Genomic DNA, 16,193 nt, shown 5'->3' with positions numbered 1-16,193 from the left:
TGAGAGCACTACGAAAAGGCGCGCCCCTACTGGCGTTGATGACAGCCGCAACCCTGTCCCTGCCGGCATTGGCACAGGATACGGGCAAGATCACTGAAGACCCGCTGGAACTGACGATTCATTTCCACTTCCGCGACAAATACGTCTATTCGGAAAAATGGCCGGTGGAGCAGAAGGCCGCGGAAATCACCAATATTCATGTCCGCAACGTGGCGTCGCTGGCGACCACCAGCAGCCGCGACGCCTTCAATCTTCTGATCGCCTCGGGCAATCTTCCCGATATCGTTGGCGGCGATGCCTCCGGCGGGCTGAAGGAAGACTTCATCCGTTACGGGCTGGAGGGCGCGTTCATTCCGCTCGACGAGCTGATCGAGGAAAACGCCCCAAATCTCAAAGCATTCTTCGACAGCCACAAGGAAATCCGCAACGCCATCTCCGGACCGGACGGCAAGCTTTACTTCATTCCCTATGTGCCTGATGGCAAGTTCTCGCGCGGCTGGTTCATCCGTCAAGACTGGCTCGACAAGCTTGGCCTCAAGCAGCCGGAAACGCCGGAAGAAGTCTATGAGGTTCTGAAGGCCTTCCGCGACAAGGACCCGAACGGCAACGGCCTCAAGGATGAGGTTCCCTATTTCGCCCGCGAGGAAATCGATGCCGTCCGCCTCATCAATCTGTGGGATGCGCGCGTGTCCGGATCCGAACGTTATGGCGACTTTGCCGTATATGACGGACAGCTGCGTCACCCCTGGGCGGAGGAAAACTACAAAACCGGGATTTCCAATGTTGCCAAGTGGTACAAGGAAGGCCTGATCGACAAGGAGATTTTCACCCGCGGCGCCCGCTCGCGCGAATATCTGCTGGGCAATAATCTCGGCGGCATGACGCATGACTGGTTCGCCAGCACCTCGACCTACAATGATGCGCTATCGCCCAAGATCGAGGGCTTTGCGTTAAAGCCGATGCTGCCGCCAAAAACGGTCTCCGGCCAGCGCTTCGAAGATTCCCGCCGCCTGCGTGTCCAGCCCGTCGGCTGGGCCATTTCGGCAACCAATGAGCACCCGGTCGAAACCATCAAATATTTCGATTTCTGGTTCTCGCAGCAGGGCCGCATCCTGTCGAATTTCGGTGTTGAGGGCCTGACCTACGAGATGGTCGACGGCAAACCGCAGTTCAAGAAGGAAATCCTTGCCAACAAGGACCCGGTGAATGCCCAACTATGGGCGGTCGGTGCGGCAATCCCGCGCGGATACTGGATGGACTACGAATATGAGCGCCAGTGGACGAACAAGATCGCTCTCGAAGGCATCGACATGTACGAGAAGTGCAATTGCCTCAAGGACGAGTTCATGGGCGTCTCCCTGAACGCCGAGGAAAAAGCGACCTTCGACCGCTACTGGCCGAGCATCCTCACCTACATGACCGAGATGCAGCAGACCTGGATTCTCGGCGCGCAGGACGTCGATACCGGCTGGGACGCCTATAAGAAGCGCCTCACCGCGCTCGGCTACGACGAGGTCATCAAGATCATGCAATCGGCCTATGACCGTCAATACAAGGCCGCGCAATAAACCCTTCGACCGTGATGGCGGCCTTGTCGCCGCCATCCTTTTCCTTCCGTTTTCATAGGAGTTAGAGCGCAATGCGTCCCTCTGCCCCGGCCATATCCAGACAGACACTTCTCGATGAACCCCGGCCGGGTTCATTGACCATTGGCTACGAGCCGAGCGAAGAAGCACCACCGACGGAGAACCCTCCGCGCTTTTCATGGCTACCCGATATCGACGACGGCGCGCGTTACGTGCTGCGCATTTCCACCGATCCCGGTTTCGCCGACAAAAAAACACTCGTCTTCGAAGATCTCGCCTGGAATTTCTTCACGCCGGATGAGGCCTTGCCGGAAGGCCGTTATCACTGGTGTTATGCGCTTTGGGATCAGAACACCGCAACGCCGGATTCCAACTGGAGCACCGTGCGCAGCTTCGAGATCGGCGCGTCGCTGCCGAAAACGCCGCTACCCGGCAGGCAGGCGCGCCATGCCGCCGCCCATGCCAGCCATCCAAGGCTGTGGCTCAATCCCGAGCAGTTGAGCGCCTTCGCGGACGCCGTGGCAAAGGACCCCAACCATTGCGGCTGGTCCGAATTCTACGAAAAATCGGTCAAACCCTGGCTGGAGCGGCCGGTCATGCCGGAACCACAGCCCTATCCCAACAATATGCGCGTCGCGACACTCTGGCGGCAGATGTATATTGACTGCCAGGAAGTGATCTATGCGATCCGGCATCTGGCCATAGCGGGCCGTGTGCTTGGACGCGACGATCTGCTCGATGCATCCCGCAAGTGGCTGCTGGCGGTCGCCGGCTGGGATCCGAAAGGCGCGACCTCCCGGGCTTATAATGACGAGGCGGGTTTCCGTGTCGTCGTCGCACTCGCCTGGGGTTATGACTGGCTTTACGACCATCTGAGCGAAGACGAACGCAAGACCGTGCGGTCTGTTCTTCTTGAACGGACGCGGGAAGTTGCAGATCATGTCATCGCGCACGCCCGCATTCACGTGTTTCCCTATGACAGCCATGCGGTGCGCTCGCTCTCGGCAGTCCTGACACCGGCCTGCATCGCGCTTCAGGGCGAAAGCGATGAGGCGGGCGAATGGCTCGACTATACCGTCGAGTTCCTTGCCACCCTCTATTCTCCATGGGCCGGAACCGATGGCGGCTGGGCGGAAGGTCCGCACTACTGGATGACCGGCATGGCCTATCTCATCGAGGCTGCCAATCTGATCCGTTCCTATATGGGTTACGACCTCTATCAGCGGCCGTTTTTCCAGAATACCGGGCGCTTCCCGCTTTACACCAAGGCGCCGGGAACCCGCCGCGCCAATTTCGGCGACGACTCCACGCTCGGCGACCTTCCCGGCCTGAAGCTCGGCTACAACGTCCGCCAATTCGCCGGCGTTACCGGCAACGGCCACTATCAATGGTACTTCGATCACATCAAGGCCGATGCGACGGGCACGGAAATGGCCTTCTATAATTACGGCTGGTGGGATCTGAACTTCGACGATCTCGTCTATCGCCACGACTACCAGCAGGTAGAAGCCGTTTCACCGGCCGATTTACCCGCACTCGCGGTTTTCGACGATATCGGTTGGGCGACCATCCAGAAACACATGGAAGACCCGGACCGGCATCTGCAATTCGTCTTCAAATCCAGCCCCTATGGTTCGCTGAGCCACAGCCATGGCGACCAGAATGCCTTTGTCCTCTATGCCCATGGCGAGGATCTGGCGATCCAGTCCGGCTATTACGTGGCGTTCAATTCGCAGATGCATCTGAACTGGCGTCGCCAGACACGGTCGAAAAACGCCGTGCTGATCGGCGGCAAGGGACAATATGCCGAAAAGGACAAGGCGCTTGCCCGCCGCGCCGCCGGCCGCATCGTCTCGGTCGAGGAAAAGCCCGGCCATGTGCGTATCGTCGGCGATGCGACGGCCGCTTATCAGGTTGCAAACCCGCTGGTTCAAAAGGCTCTGCGCGAAACCCACTTCGTCAATGACAGCTATTTCGTGATTGTCGATGAGGTGGAATGTTCCGAACCCCAGGAACTGCAATGGCTTTGCCATACACTCGGAGCCCCGCAGACCGGCAGGTCGAGCTTCCGCTACAATGGCCAGAAAGCAGGCTTTTACGGGCAGTTCGTCTATTCTTCGGCCGGCACGCCGCAAATCAGCGCCGTGGAAGGTTTTCCCGATATCGATCCGAAGGAATTCGAAGGGCTAGACATTCATCATCATGTCTGCGCCACGGTTCCAGCCGCCACCCGGCATCGCCTTGTCACCCTTCTCGTGCCTTACAGCCTGAAGGAGCCGAAGCGCATCTTCAGCTTCATCGATGACCAGGGTTTTTCCACCGACATCTATTTCAGCGATGTCGATGACGAGCGTTTCAAGCTCTCCCTTCCCAAGCAATTCTAACCATACGAGGTTCTTCAAATGCAGCGTTTTACCAACAGGACCGTTGTCGTCGCCGGCGCCGGCCGGGATATCGGCCGGGCATGCGCCATTCGTTTTGCACAGGAGGGCGCCAATGTCGTTCTTACCTATAATGGTGCGGCCGAGGGTGCGGCCACGGCCGTTGCCGAAATCGAAAAACTTGGCCGTTCGGCTCTGGCAATCAAGGCCGACCTGACAAATGCAAGCGAAGTCGAGGCCGCGATTTCTGCTGCCTCGGACAAATTCGGCGAGATCCATGGCCTCGTCCATGTTGCCGGTGGCCTTATCGCCCGCAAGACAATTGCGGATATGGATGAAGCCTTCTGGCATCAGGTCCTCGACGTCAATCTGACGTCGCTGTTCCTGACGGCCAAGGCAGCATTGCCAAAAATGGCAAAGGGCGGGGCGATCGTTACCTTCTCGTCGCAGGCGGGCCGTGACGGCGGCGGTCCGGGCGCGCTAGCCTATGCGACCTCCAAGGGTGCCGTGATGACGTTCACCCGCGGCCTTGCCAAGGAAGCCGGCCCGAACATTCGCGTGAACGCCGTTTGCCCGGGCATGATCTCGACCACCTTCCATGACACCTTCACCAAACCGGAGGTACGTGAAAGGGTGGCGGGTGCCACATCGCTGAAGCGGGAAGGCTCGAGCGAAGACGTTGCCGGTCTGGTGGCTTTCCTCGCATCCGACGATGCCGCCTATATCACCGGCGCCTGCTACGACATCAATGGCGGCGTCCTGTTCTCCTGATATCCGGTAAAACCATGTCCGTATCGTTACCAAGGGCGAGCCGGATTGCCATTCTCGGCACCTCGCTCGTCCAGCAGAACCATATCGGCGACGCCAGCTCGCTTGCCACATCGGCACGCGGCTGGATGAGCTGGGCCGAGGTCCTGTCGCATGGCAGGCTTTGCTGCCCCGTTCACCACGATCCATCCGTGCCGCCGGGCTGGGAGCCGAGCAACCGGCCGGGTGTCAGCCGGTTCTTTTCCGGCCTCAATTTCGGGGTCTCCGGCCAGAAGGCGATCGAGATTGAACGCCGGTTGCCGCGACAGCTGCAATCGGATTTCGATTTGATCATCGTCGATGCCGGCACCAATGACATGATGGTGGAAACACGCCAGACGATTGCAGATACGCGGGCGCGGATCGTCTCGGCTCTGCTCGACGCGGGCAAGGTGGTCATCCTGCTTCCGATCCTCGCACGGGGCATTGGGAAATGGCCGGCCGGCGGTGCGGAACGGGCAAAGGCGCATTGGATCAACCGGCAGAGCATCGAATTTGCCGCCAGCCACGCCAATTGCCATGTCTTCGACTGGAATTCGGCGTGGGTTGACCCTGAAAGTGAATTTGGCGAGCCCTATCCCGGCTATTCCGATGACGGCACCCATTTTGCCGTTTCCGGCGCTTTTGCCGTCGGAAAGCGGCTTGCGACCTATCTCGAAACGATCGTGCCGCGCGCGCCGGCCCGCATCCTGCCAAAAGACGACCGTTTCGACCCGGTAAACAACCCGACAGGCAATCTGGCATCGGATTTTTCGGCCCTGACAGTCACGGAAACGACTGAGCAAAGCCATAGTCTCGGCGGGCAGCTTATCCATCCGGGCACGGGCTTCTGGGTGGAGGCGATATGCGATGTGGAGGTGCCGGCGCATGGGCACGTGCTCGGAATATCGCTCCGGCTGAAAGATGCTGCAGCCGAAGGGCAGGAAGCAATCGCCCTTGCGCCTTTCCGCGCGTCAGACGGTTCGCTTTTTCCTTTCCCGACCGCCCAATGGAGCGGAGCGCTCAGAACTCCTCCGTTGAAACTCAGGCCGGGTGAAGCGCCTCCGAAGCTTTTTCTCGATGTCATCCTGCGGCCCGGTTCCCGACCGATCGAAATCGAGGTTGACCGCATCGATGTTCGTCCTGTTTCAAGCCCGGTGCGCGTATGAGACAATTTCAGAAGAAACCACGGCTTTTAATCGCCATGCGCAGGGAACTACCGGAAGGTTTCTTCGGTGAGCGCGAATGGGCACGGTTGAATGCGGTGGCGGATATCATCCCCGGTTTCCCCTATACGGATTTCGACACGGCAGCGGGGGTCGAGGCTCTGGCCGAAGCGGATATCCTGCTGGCCGCCTGGGGTACACCTTCCTTGACGCGCGAGCGCCTCGCCCGTGCGCCAAAGTTAAAGATGGTCGCCTATGCCGCATCCTCGGTGCGCACGGTTGCACCCACCGAATTCTGGGAAACGTCCGATATTCTCATCACCACGGCGGCATCCGCCATGGCTGTCCCGGTTGCCGAATTTACCTATGCGGCCATCATCATGTGCGGCAAGGATGTGTTTCGTCTGCGCGAAGAACACAGGGCCGAACGCGGCACCGGTGGGTTTGGCAGCAGGCGTGGCATGAGGCTGCCCTATCTCGGCAATCATGCCCGCAGGATCGGCATTGTCGGCGCTTCACGAATTGGTCGGCTGGTCATGGAGATGCTGGCGCGCGGCAAATTCGAAATCGCCGTTTACGACCCTTTTCTTTCGGTGGATGAGGCCGCGGCACTTGGCGCGACTAAAATGGAGCTCAACGCGCTTCTCGCCTGGTCCGACGTCGTGTCCCTGCATGCACCGATCCTGCCTGAAACCCGCCATATGATTGGCGCCCGCGAGCTGGCGCTGATGGCGGATCATGCCATTTTCATCAATACGGCGCGGGGCTGGCTGGTCGATCATGACGCATTGCTGACAGAGGCGGTTTCAGGACGGTTGCGCATTCTCATCGATACGCCGGAACCGGAACCATTGCCGACGGACAGCCCGTTTTACGATTTGCCCAATGTCGTCCTCACGCCGCATATCGCCGGGTCGCTGGGAAATGAATTGCGGGCGCTTTCCGATCTCGCCATCACCGAGATCGAACGTTTCATCGCGGGGCTTGCCCCGCTTCATCCAGTCCATAAGCGGGATATGGAGCGTATGGCATGACGATTTTCCAGCATTGCTTTTCGACCCTCGGCTGCTCCGAGCTCAGCCTTCATGAGACGGCCGATCTGGCGCAACGACACGGTATTGCGACTGTGGAATTGCGCGCATTATCCGGTACGGTCGAGCTGATCCCGGCCCTCGCCTCCGAGTTTGGCACACCTGCGGCGTTTGCAGCATTTCTGGCCGAACGCGATCTCAAGATTGCCGCTCTCAACACCTCCATTCGGCTCTTCGGAAGCACCGATCTCGCCGCCATCGAGCCTTTCATTGGCTGGGCAGAAGCTGCTGACATTTCCCATTTGCGCATCTTCGACGGTGGCAAACGGTTGACACCGGATGAGATAAACCGCGCAGCACCGCTGTTGGAGGACTGGCGTGCTCTACGGCAGTCCCGCGGGTTGAATGTCGATCTGATGATCGAGACCCACGATGCGCTGGCGGATTTCGATCAGCTTCTCACCTTCATCGAACGCGTGCCGACAGCACGGATTTTATGGGACACCCACCACACCTGGGCCAAAGGCAGCGATCTTGAGACCCTTTGGCACCATATCGCGAAAAACATCGTCCATCTGCACGTCAAGGACAGCACCACGGATAGCGATGGTCGGCGACGCTACGTTTTGCCCGGCCAGGGTGATTTTCCCATGGCGGAACTGCTTTCTATTTTACAGTCGGACGAACGACACATCCCTCTCAGTCTGGAATGGGAACGCCACTGGCATCCCGCACTGCCACCGCTGGACGATGCGCTGAAAGCTGCGCGCAGCTGGTGGCGACAAGGAGCTTTTTGATGCGCATAGCCGAAATCCATCTCACGCCGGTCGCCATTCCTGACAGGCCGCTGCTGAACTGCAAGGGCGTCCATCAGCCCCATGCGCTGCGTACCGTCATCGAGGTCATATGCGACGACGGCACGGTCGGCCTCGGGGAAAGCTACGGCAGTATCAAGGCGCTTGACGGGTTGCGGCGCGCCGCACCGGCTCTCATCGGGCTGGACCCGTTTCATCTTCACGCGCTGAAATCCCGCGTCGTCGCCGCATTGCCGGGCAGCGGCGGCATCAATGCCAAATCGGCGGTGGCTGATCACAAGTTGACGGACGTGGTCGCCTCGGCCTTCGAAGTCCCCTGCCTCGACATTCAGGGCAAGCTTCTCGGGCGGCCGGTCTCTGATCTGCTTGGCGGCGCGGTTCGCACCAGCGTTCCCTTCAGCGCCTATCTGTTTTTCAAATTTGCGGGCCACATCGGCGAGGCCCCGGATGAATGGGGAGAGGTTCTCACACCCGACCAGATGGTTGGCGAAGCCCGCAGGATGGTTGAAACATACGGTTTCCAGTCGCTGAAACTGAAAGGCGGCGTTCTGCATCCCGATCTTGAGATCGAGACGATGCTGAAGCTCCGGGAAGCCTTTCCCAATCATCCGTTGCGGATTGACCCCAACGGTGGCTGGACCGTGGAGACGGCGATTTACATTGCCCGCAAGCTCGAAAATGTCCTGGAATATCTGGAGGATCCGGTCATCGGCATGGACCAGATGGCGCAGGTGGCAGCCGCGACGTCCATCCCGCTCGCCACCAACATGATCGTTCTGGAATTCGACCAGATCGCGACGGCCTTCCGCAAAAACGCGGTCCAGATCGTGCTGTCGGATCACCATTATTGGGGAGGACTGCGCGCCTCGACCCATCTTGGAAAAATCTGCGAGACATTGGGACTTGGCGTCTCCATGCATTCCAATTCCCACCTCGGCATCACCCTTGCGGCAATGATCCACGTGGCCGCAGCAACGCCAAACCTGAGTTTCGACTGCGACACGCATTACCCATGGACGGGTGTCGACATCATCGAAGGCACGCCATTCACGTTCCGGGGTGGCCGGCTGGATGTACCCGAGGGACCGGGACTTGGCGTCACGCTCGACCGGCAGAAGCTTTCCGAACTTGCCGCACTCTATGAGCAGACAGCCATGAAAGAGCGTGATGACACGGCTTACATGAAGCTCTTCGATCCAGCCTATGAAAGACGCGTGCCGCGCTGGTAACCAGAACCCGATCACAATGTTTCGGACCAGGAAAAGGCTCCGGCTTGAGCCGGAGCCTCCATCCATGCTGATGCGAAACCGCTGTTCCTAGCTGCTGATCTGCAGAACGATCTTGCCGCGGGTGCGCCCGCTTTCGGACAGTTCCAGCGCTTGCCCTATGCTCGCAAGCGGCAGGACGGTTGCCACATGGGGCCGCACCTTCTCCTGCTCGACCAGTTTACGGATGGATGCGAGCTGTTCCGCATCGGGCTTGCATTGCACACGCGCGACGCCGATGCCATGGCGCTTGTCCTCTTCGGTGGGGAAAGCCACCGCCGTTACCAGAAAACCGCCCTGTTTGAGAGTGGCGAACGCCCGCTTGAACGTGTCGCTTCCAACCGTGTCGAAGACGACATCCATATCGCGAGCGACCATTTCGAAGGGCTGCTTCGTATAGTCGATAAACTCGTCCGCGCCGAGGCTTTGGACGTATGCCTCGTTCCGGCCGGACGCCATTGCGGTGACATGCACCCCTCTCGCCCTGGCAAGCTGCACAGCCAGAGAACCGACGCCGCCCGCGCTGTTGGTGACGAGCAGGCGCTGGCCATTTGAAAGGCCGGCCACATCGAACAGTGCCTGCCACGCCGTCAAGGCGCCGAGCGGCACCGCAGCCGTCTCGATGAACTCCAGGTTGGAAGGTTTGCCTGCGATATCCGTCACTTTGGCGACCGCATATTCCGAGAACCCGCCAGCCTTGATGATGCCGTAAACACCGTCGCGCAGTTTGAATTCGGTGACGCCCGGTCCAAGCTTTTCAACAATGCCGGCGATCTCGCCGCCAAGATGGATCGGCAGGGTCATGCCCATCCGCTGGCCGGCGCCGCTGCGGATCTTCCAGTCGATGGGGTTCACGCCTGCCGCATGCACCTTCACCAGCACCTCGCCGGGACCCGGCTCCGGACGTTCAACATCGGCAACTGTGAGCACGGCGTTGTCGCCATATTCGTTGATGATCACTGATTTCATATCTTCACTCACCTTTGTTCCGGCTTCGATGAGTCCTCGACCATCGACGTCTTCCATGCTAGCCAAACGCCTTATCGATGTGCTGCCAATCGACATCGCTGAGAGGCCAATCATGCCCGGACGTCCGTTTATGTTCCAACGAGGCTTCAAGCCGCGCGGCGGCGGCTTGCCAATCCATACCCATGACGAGGCGCAACTGACCTTTGCAGCATCCGGCATGGTGCAGGTCCATACCGAAGAGGGCCGGTGGTTGGTGCCCTCCCAGCTCGCAGTCTGGATTCCAGCCCGCGTTCCCCATCGCGTCGATGTCCTGACGGATGCGGAATTATGGATGGTTCATTGGGAGCCATCGGCAGCACGAGCATGGGCGCCGCCGATGCCGCTTGAGCGTACATTTGCCCTGCATGTTACCCCGCTCATGCAATCCCTGCTGGAGGCGGCTTTCGTTGCCGAGATCGAGGAGGAGAAGGCCGAACTCATTGCAAGGCTCATGCTACACGAACTGACATCCACCGCCCATGCCCCCACATTCCTGCCGCTGCCAACGAGCACGATCGGAATACGTGTCGCCAATATGGCTCTCGACGACCATAAAAACAGATTGAACATTGAGGAACTGGCCTCGAGAGCCGCGACATCGGTCCGAACCCTGAGCAGGCTTTTTCCTTTAGAGACAAGCCTGACATTTAAGGCCTGGCGGCAACGGGCTCGTATCGTGCAGGCCATGGATCACCTCGCGAGAGGAAACCCTATCGCAGGGGTGGCAGCCGAATTCGGCTTTTCCAGTACCGCCTCGTTCTCACATGCCTTTCGGCAGGTCACGAACATGACGCCGACCAGCTTCCTTGGCATGGAAGACCAGTTGGCCTGAAAGACGGATCGTTTCAGAACCGCCCCTCTGCAAGCCGCGGCCTCTCCTTGCAGCCTAAAATGAACCTGCGAAGATTTCCGCGAGCCGTTCGATACCCGCCTGATCGTCGGCATCGAACCGTGACGGCAAAGGGCTATCGAGATCGATGACACCGATCGTCGCACCGTCCCGAAAAATCGGGACGACCAGTTCCGAACGCGAGGCTGCGTCACAGGCGATGTGGCCAGGGAAGGCATGGACGTCCTCAACCAGGATCGATGACTTCCGCTCAACGGCGCTGCCGCAAACGCCGCGGCCAACGGGGATGCGAACACAGGCAGGTTTTCCCTGGAAGGGCCCAAGAACCAGCTGCTCGCCCTTCAACAGGTAGACACCCGCCCAATTAAGGTCTGGCATCATCTGATAGATCAGCGCCGACATGTTGGCGGCATTGGCGATCATGTCCGCCTCTCCCTCGAACAAGGCCTGCAATTGCTGGGCGAGCTCGCGGTAAAATTCGGTCTTGTCGGCAGTGTCGATAGAGACCGCTTCAAACATGTCCGGCACCTTCCTTAATCGTCTGGGTTGACGGCTGATATCAAATACCGTTCTCGACGACCAGCACGGGCTTCTCGCGAAAATCCCTTGCAAACAGTTTGCGCAGGTTTTCGAGCTTCGGAAGGTCGTTATAGACGATGTAGGGATAGGTCGGATTGTTCGTCAGGAAATCCTGATGGTAGGCTTCGGCGGGATAAAAAGCATGGCCCGGCTCGATTGTCGTCACGATCGCCGCGTCGTAAAGACGTGCCTTGTTGAGCTGGGCAATATAGGCTTTCGCCACACGGCCCTGATCCTCATTTGCGGGAAAAATGGCGGAACGATATTGCGTGCCGATATCCGGCCCCTGGCGGTTCAGTTCGGTCGGATCGTGGGCGACTGAAAAATAGATCTGCAGCAGATGACCATAGGTCACCTGCTTCGGATCATAGGTCACCTTCACGGCCTCCGCATGTCCGGTCTTGCCACTGCCAACCGCTTCATAATTCGCCGTCTGCCTTGCGCCGCCCGCATAACCGGAGACTGCGTTTTTGACGCCGCTCACATGCTGGAAGACACCCTGCACGCCCCAGAAACAACCGCCGGCAAAAACCGCCGTTTCGGTGGCTGCGGTGCTTGGGGAAACATCTGCCGCAGGCGCGGGAAGCGCTATGCCTTCCTGCGCCGAGGCTACACTCAGACTTGCCAACATTATCGCGGATCCGACGGCCAGCGTTGCCGTTACCGCTTTCCACGCAAACATGCGTCTCATGACCTTTTCCTTTCAACCGAAGGTGAATGCATAGGCTTCGGGACCAGCGTCCAGAAAGCGGATTTCGAATGTGTGATCTTCTACCGGTCCACTCTGGCGGACGAGTTGATAAAGGCGCTGTTCGGTAATGGTGCCGTTTCCATCGGGATCGACATCCATGCCATGGTCTTCACGCGGCGGCTTGCCATCAATCGTGACCTGGAAGCGCACCGGCTTGCCATCTGCACCTGGACCAAGGACCAGATGCAGGTCCCGGGCCCGGAACCGATAATAAATGCCGCCGCCGCTGTCATTCAATGCCGCATGTTCGGCACCAACCGTCCAGTTGCCGGTTAGACCCCATTCGTTGCGCCGGGGCTTTTCCTCGACATAGGCGTGGGCCTGATCGTTGACGATCCCGCCGGCACTGATGAAGTTCTGCGCCCGTTCGTAACCGACATAGGTTTCCGGCGATTGCACGTCGGCCGTGTCGGAGGCCGCCTGCGTGCCACTTGCGGTGACCGCGACGATATCCGAGCCGACATCCGTCTTTCCCGCTTCCGCAAGAAGCTGCTGGATGACACGCTCCGACCGGTCGTATTCGCCCTCACCGAAATGATGGTAGCGGACCTGTCCCTTTGCGTCGATGAAGTAATGCGCCGGCCAATATTGATTACTGAATGCCCGCCAGATCGCATAGTCATTATCGACGGCGACGGGGTAAACAATACCGAGATCAGCAATCGCCTTTTTGACATTGTCGATGCGTTTTTCAAAAGCGAATTCCGGTGCGTGCACGCCGATCACGACAAGTCCCTGATCCCTGTATTTTTCGGCCCAGGCGCGGACATAGGGGATAGACCGCAGGCAGTTGATGCAGGAATAGGTCCAGAAGTCGACGAGCACGACCTTGCCCTTCAGCTGCTCCATGCTCAGGGGTTGCGAATTGAGCCATTCAACCGCGCCTGCGAGCGACGGAGCGGTGCCTTCGACCGGAAGCTGTTCTGCGGTGGACGCCGATGGCTTGCCCTGCATCATCATCGCGCTCAAGCCACTCATCGCGGCCGGATTGGCAGACATCATCGCGGGATTGCCCTGCATCGCGCCATTCTGCACGGCATCCTTCTGCATCACGGTCGAGGGCTTCATCGCGCCGCCTCCAGCGATATCCTGATCCGGCTTGCCGCCCAATCCATCGATCAGCTTCTGTTCGAGCGCTGAGGTGCTGGCAAGCGACGCCTGTGTCAGGAAGCCGGTATCGAGGCCGAGGCCGATTGCGGCGACCGCGACAAGCACGGCAATGCCCAGGCCGCGCCTTATCCATTCCCCTGCCCCGATGGAGCGTTTCATGGCCTGAAAAACCCGGCCGCCGATCAGAAGGGCAAGCATCAAAGACGTCGCCGCGCCGAGCGCATAGGCAAGCAGCAGAAGCGAGGTTCCGACATTGGCCCCCTGTAGTGCCGCTCCAGTCAGAATGAGGCCGAGAACCGGTCCCGCGCACGGGGCCCACAGGAGGCCGGTGGCGACGCCGAGCATCAACGATCCGGCGACAACCGAACCACGGCCTGTTTCCCGGTCGGCTGATTGCGAAAGTCTCGCGCCCAGCGCCACCAGCGGCCGGGTCAGACGCTCCGACAATGACGGGAAGAGCAGAAAGATGCCAAAGACTGCCAGCAGCGTGATGGCCGCCACCCGCCCATATTCATTGGCTTCGACCGCCCAGCCGCCCCCGACCGCCGCGAGTGTCGCCACGCCGGCGAAGGTTGCCGCCATGCCGACCAGCATGGGAAGGATGCTGGTCATGAAAGGTCGACCGGCACGTGCAAAAACAAACGGCAAAACCGGCAGGATGCAGGGACTGACGATCGTCAGCACGCCGCCTGTATAGGCGAGAAGAAACAGCAACATCGCAATATTCCCTATCGGTCAGGCCGACGTCGGATGGAAGTTCAGCGCCACGCCGTTCAGGCAATAGCGAAGACCGGTTGGCTTGGGACCGTCATCGAAAACATGGCCCAGATGACCGCCGCAACGGGCGCAATGGACCTCCGTTCGCACCATTCCAAGAGAGGTATCTTGCGTGGTGCCGACCGCGTTTTCCAAGGGGGCCCAGAAGCTCGGCCACCCGGTTCCACTTTCGAACTTGGTGGTGGAAGAAAACGCCTCCTGATCGCAACCGGCGCAGGCGAAATTGCCCCGGCGCTTTTCATGCAGCAATGGGCTGGATCCCGGATATTCCGTGCCCTCTTTCCGCAAAACCTCATATTGATCCGGGGTAAGGCGTTTGCGCCATTCCTCATCGGTCAGGGTGATGGGGAAAGAACCCGTCGCGGCAAACGCTCGTCCGCCACCAAGCTGAAGCGCAATCGCCGCGAATGCCGCTCCTTTGAGAAGCTCTCGTCTGTTCACCATTGCTCGATCCTCCCGTTGAACCAATTCTTTCAATATTTACGAGGGCAAGGCCGAGGAAGTTACAGCCCTCGGAGCACATATTCGTGATCGGGACGCAAACGCCATTTCAAGGTGTAACGCGGCCATTTCGTTTCGCCTGAAGGTCTGGCCGTCCCGAAAATTCGGCGCGGCAGCGCTGACAAGTCACCCCGGTATTGATGATCGTCGATATGTTTATGAGAATATATCGGTAGTCGCTTAAATGCCTATCGGCAAGGACTTAACTTGCGAGTGTTGTCCGCTCACCCAATATACGGATGAGCCGACGCCGCTTTTTTGTCAGAAGCTCGAGGGGGGGCGGATCAGTCCACCGCGACCATGACGTCCGATGCCTTGACGACAGCATAGGCATCCCCGCCGACCTTCAGTCCAAGTTCATCGACGGCATCATTGGTAATGGATGAGGTGACGACAATACCGCCACCAATATCGATACGCACATGTGCAGTTGTCGCCCCTTTGACGACATCGATGATCTTGCCCTTGAGGCGATTGCGCGCACTGATCTTCATCGTCAACTCCTTCTGCCCATGTCGATACGATCGGCCGAGTCTAAGATGCTCTGCGGCGGCTGCCAAGAATTTACGGGGCCAATGACTAAAAGAATTTACGAGGCAGTTGAACCAAAGGTACTTCGGCGCTGGCTCTCCAAAAGCCCAGAAAAGGCAAATACCCGCCTCGTCAGGATGATCGAAATGCACGGGTGATACGTGCGAGCGCAGAGTTCGCACGATCGCCGGTCACTGTGGAAATCATCACGACATCCAGTTTTGGAAGCGCCGGCAGAAAGCGGCTCCTCACCTCCCGCACGCCCGCCGGAGCGGCGCTTCGCGCCAGGAGCGCGACGCCGATGCCGGCTTCCGCCGCTGCGCCCACCGCCGTTGCCCCGGTTCCGACAAAAGCCTCACGCCACGCAATATCCACGCTATCCAGCGCCCGAAGTGCCATGGCTCGTAAGTTGCAGGGCTCCGGTTGAAGAACCAGCGGCACCGGGGCGCTTGCAGGAAGATCAAAATCCGGGCTGGAGTACCAGCCAAAGCTTTCCTGAAACAGAGGCTCCCCGTCTCGTCGGATATCGTCATGCCGCAACACGACGATCGCGTCGAGCTCTCCGGCATCGTAGAGTTCAAGCAGGGTCCTTGTGCCGGCTGTACGAAGATGGAGCGTGACGCTGGTCTCAAGTTCACTGATCACCCGGAGTATTCGAGGCAGGTCGGCTCCGATCAAATGATGCGTGACGCCGATCGCCAGACGTGTCGGCTCCTGCTCAAAGACATCACTCGCACGACGGCCGGCAGCGACATAGGCGCGGGCCGGCTCCAGGAAACGTTCCCCTGCCGCCGTCAATCGCACCCGGCGCGGCGTCCGTTCGACCAGGCGATGCCCCAACATTTCTTCAAGCCGACGCAGGCGCAGGGATATGGCGGCCTGCGACGTATTCATGACGCCCGCCACCCGGGTGAACGACTGCAGTTCGGCAACAAGAAGAAAAGCCTCGACGGCTATGGGATCCAATGAGCGCATGGTTTGCATAACAAGCTGTTATCATTGAAATGTGCAAGTCCTTAATTCTATCGGCTCTCCGGGAAGGCTATTGCACGAAAA

General features: G+C 59.2%; 15 protein-coding genes. 8 read left to right on the top strand and 7 right to left on the bottom strand.

Annotated features, from left to right (window positions below):
• Positions 1 to 38 precede the first annotated feature (38 nt).
• The 7 genes from AGR13A_RS19515 (at position 39) to AGR13A_RS19485 (ending at position 8,994) form a co-directional block, all read left to right on the top strand.
• A complete protein-coding gene (locus AGR13A_RS19515) occupies positions 39 to 1,568 on the top strand; it encodes an extracellular solute-binding protein (RefSeq protein ID WP_080838760.1) in 1,530 nt (509 codons plus the stop codon).
• Positions 1,569 to 1,639: 71 nt separating this feature from the next.
• Positions 1,640 to 3,970, top strand: coding sequence for an alginate lyase (locus AGR13A_RS19510; protein WP_080838758.1), 2,331 nt, complete (start codon positions 1,640 to 1,642; stop codon positions 3,968 to 3,970).
• Positions 3,971 to 3,988: 18 nt separating this feature from the next.
• The gene (locus AGR13A_RS19505; RefSeq protein ID WP_035223889.1) at positions 3,989 to 4,738 is read left to right on the top strand and encodes an SDR family NAD(P)-dependent oxidoreductase; all 750 of its coding nucleotides are present in this window, start codon (positions 3,989 to 3,991) and stop codon (positions 4,736 to 4,738) included.
• A gap of 14 nt (positions 4,739 to 4,752) precedes the next feature.
• Positions 4,753 to 5,922 (top strand): SGNH/GDSL hydrolase family protein, encoded by a 1,170-nt coding sequence (locus AGR13A_RS19500; RefSeq protein ID WP_080838756.1) that lies wholly within the window; start codon positions 4,753 to 4,755, stop codon positions 5,920 to 5,922.
• Complete coding sequence (locus AGR13A_RS19495; RefSeq protein ID WP_167377598.1) at positions 5,919 to 6,953, top strand: hydroxyacid dehydrogenase; 1,035 nt, start codon at positions 5,919 to 5,921, stop codon at positions 6,951 to 6,953. The genes AGR13A_RS19500 and AGR13A_RS19495 overlap by 4 nt, the downstream gene beginning before the upstream one ends.
• Complete coding sequence (locus AGR13A_RS19490; protein ID WP_080838752.1) at positions 6,950 to 7,747, top strand: sugar phosphate isomerase/epimerase family protein; 798 nt, start codon at positions 6,950 to 6,952, stop codon at positions 7,745 to 7,747. The genes AGR13A_RS19495 and AGR13A_RS19490 overlap by 4 nt, the downstream gene beginning before the upstream one ends.
• Entirely contained in the window at positions 7,747 to 8,994 is a 1,248-nt protein-coding gene (locus AGR13A_RS19485) for a glucarate dehydratase family protein (RefSeq protein ID WP_080838750.1), read from the top strand. The genes AGR13A_RS19490 and AGR13A_RS19485 overlap by 1 nt, the downstream gene beginning before the upstream one ends.
• Before the next feature lie 87 nt (positions 8,995 to 9,081).
• Here the strand turns inward: AGR13A_RS19485 and AGR13A_RS19480 are convergent, their stop codons facing one another.
• Positions 9,082 to 9,999, bottom strand: a complete 918-nt coding sequence (locus tag AGR13A_RS19480) for an NADP-dependent oxidoreductase (protein ID WP_080840340.1) — start codon at positions 9,997 to 9,999, stop codon at positions 9,082 to 9,084.
• Positions 10,000 to 10,054: 55 nt separating this feature from the next.
• On the opposite strand from AGR13A_RS19480, the gene AGR13A_RS19475 reads away from it, so the two are divergent.
• The gene (locus AGR13A_RS19475) at positions 10,055 to 10,870 is read left to right on the top strand and encodes an AraC family transcriptional regulator (RefSeq protein ID WP_308400304.1); all 816 of its coding nucleotides are present in this window, start codon (positions 10,055 to 10,057) and stop codon (positions 10,868 to 10,870) included.
• A gap of 54 nt (positions 10,871 to 10,924) precedes the next feature.
• On the opposite strand, the gene AGR13A_RS19470 is transcribed toward AGR13A_RS19475, so the two are convergent.
• From AGR13A_RS19470 to AGR13A_RS19445, 6 genes are all read right to left on the bottom strand, one after another.
• The gene (locus AGR13A_RS19470; protein WP_080838748.1) at positions 10,925 to 11,407 is read right to left on the bottom strand and encodes a GAF domain-containing protein; all 483 of its coding nucleotides are present in this window, start codon (positions 11,405 to 11,407) and stop codon (positions 10,925 to 10,927) included.
• Between the two features lie 40 nt (positions 11,408 to 11,447).
• Positions 11,448 to 12,149, bottom strand: a complete 702-nt coding sequence (gene msrA, locus AGR13A_RS19465; RefSeq protein ID WP_080840336.1) for a peptide-methionine (S)-S-oxide reductase MsrA — start codon at positions 12,147 to 12,149, stop codon at positions 11,448 to 11,450.
• Positions 12,150 to 12,170: 21 nt separating this feature from the next.
• Positions 12,171 to 14,045 carry a cytochrome c biogenesis protein DipZ gene (locus AGR13A_RS19460; protein ID WP_080838746.1) on the bottom strand — a complete coding sequence of 625 codons (1,875 nt, stop codon included), beginning with the start codon at positions 14,043 to 14,045 and terminating at the stop codon, positions 12,171 to 12,173.
• Positions 14,046 to 14,063: 18 nt separating this feature from the next.
• Complete coding sequence (msrB, locus tag AGR13A_RS19455) at positions 14,064 to 14,549, bottom strand: peptide-methionine (R)-S-oxide reductase MsrB (protein WP_035223897.1); 486 nt, start codon at positions 14,547 to 14,549, stop codon at positions 14,064 to 14,066.
• Between the two features lie 341 nt (positions 14,550 to 14,890).
• The gene (locus tag AGR13A_RS19450) at positions 14,891 to 15,100 is read right to left on the bottom strand and encodes a TOBE domain-containing protein (protein ID WP_035223899.1); all 210 of its coding nucleotides are present in this window, start codon (positions 15,098 to 15,100) and stop codon (positions 14,891 to 14,893) included.
• Positions 15,101 to 15,269: 169 nt separating this feature from the next.
• Complete coding sequence (locus AGR13A_RS19445; RefSeq protein ID WP_080838744.1) at positions 15,270 to 16,121, bottom strand: LysR family transcriptional regulator; 852 nt, start codon at positions 16,119 to 16,121, stop codon at positions 15,270 to 15,272.
• Between the last annotated feature and the right edge of the window lie 72 nt (positions 16,122 to 16,193).

The organism is Agrobacterium genomosp. 13 str. CFBP 6927, assembly GCA_900012615.1.
Lineage (GTDB): Bacteria > Pseudomonadota > Alphaproteobacteria > Rhizobiales > Rhizobiaceae > Agrobacterium.
The sequence above is the reverse complement of the archived record's forward strand: the minus strand, read 5'-3'. Positions and strand labels throughout refer to the sequence as shown.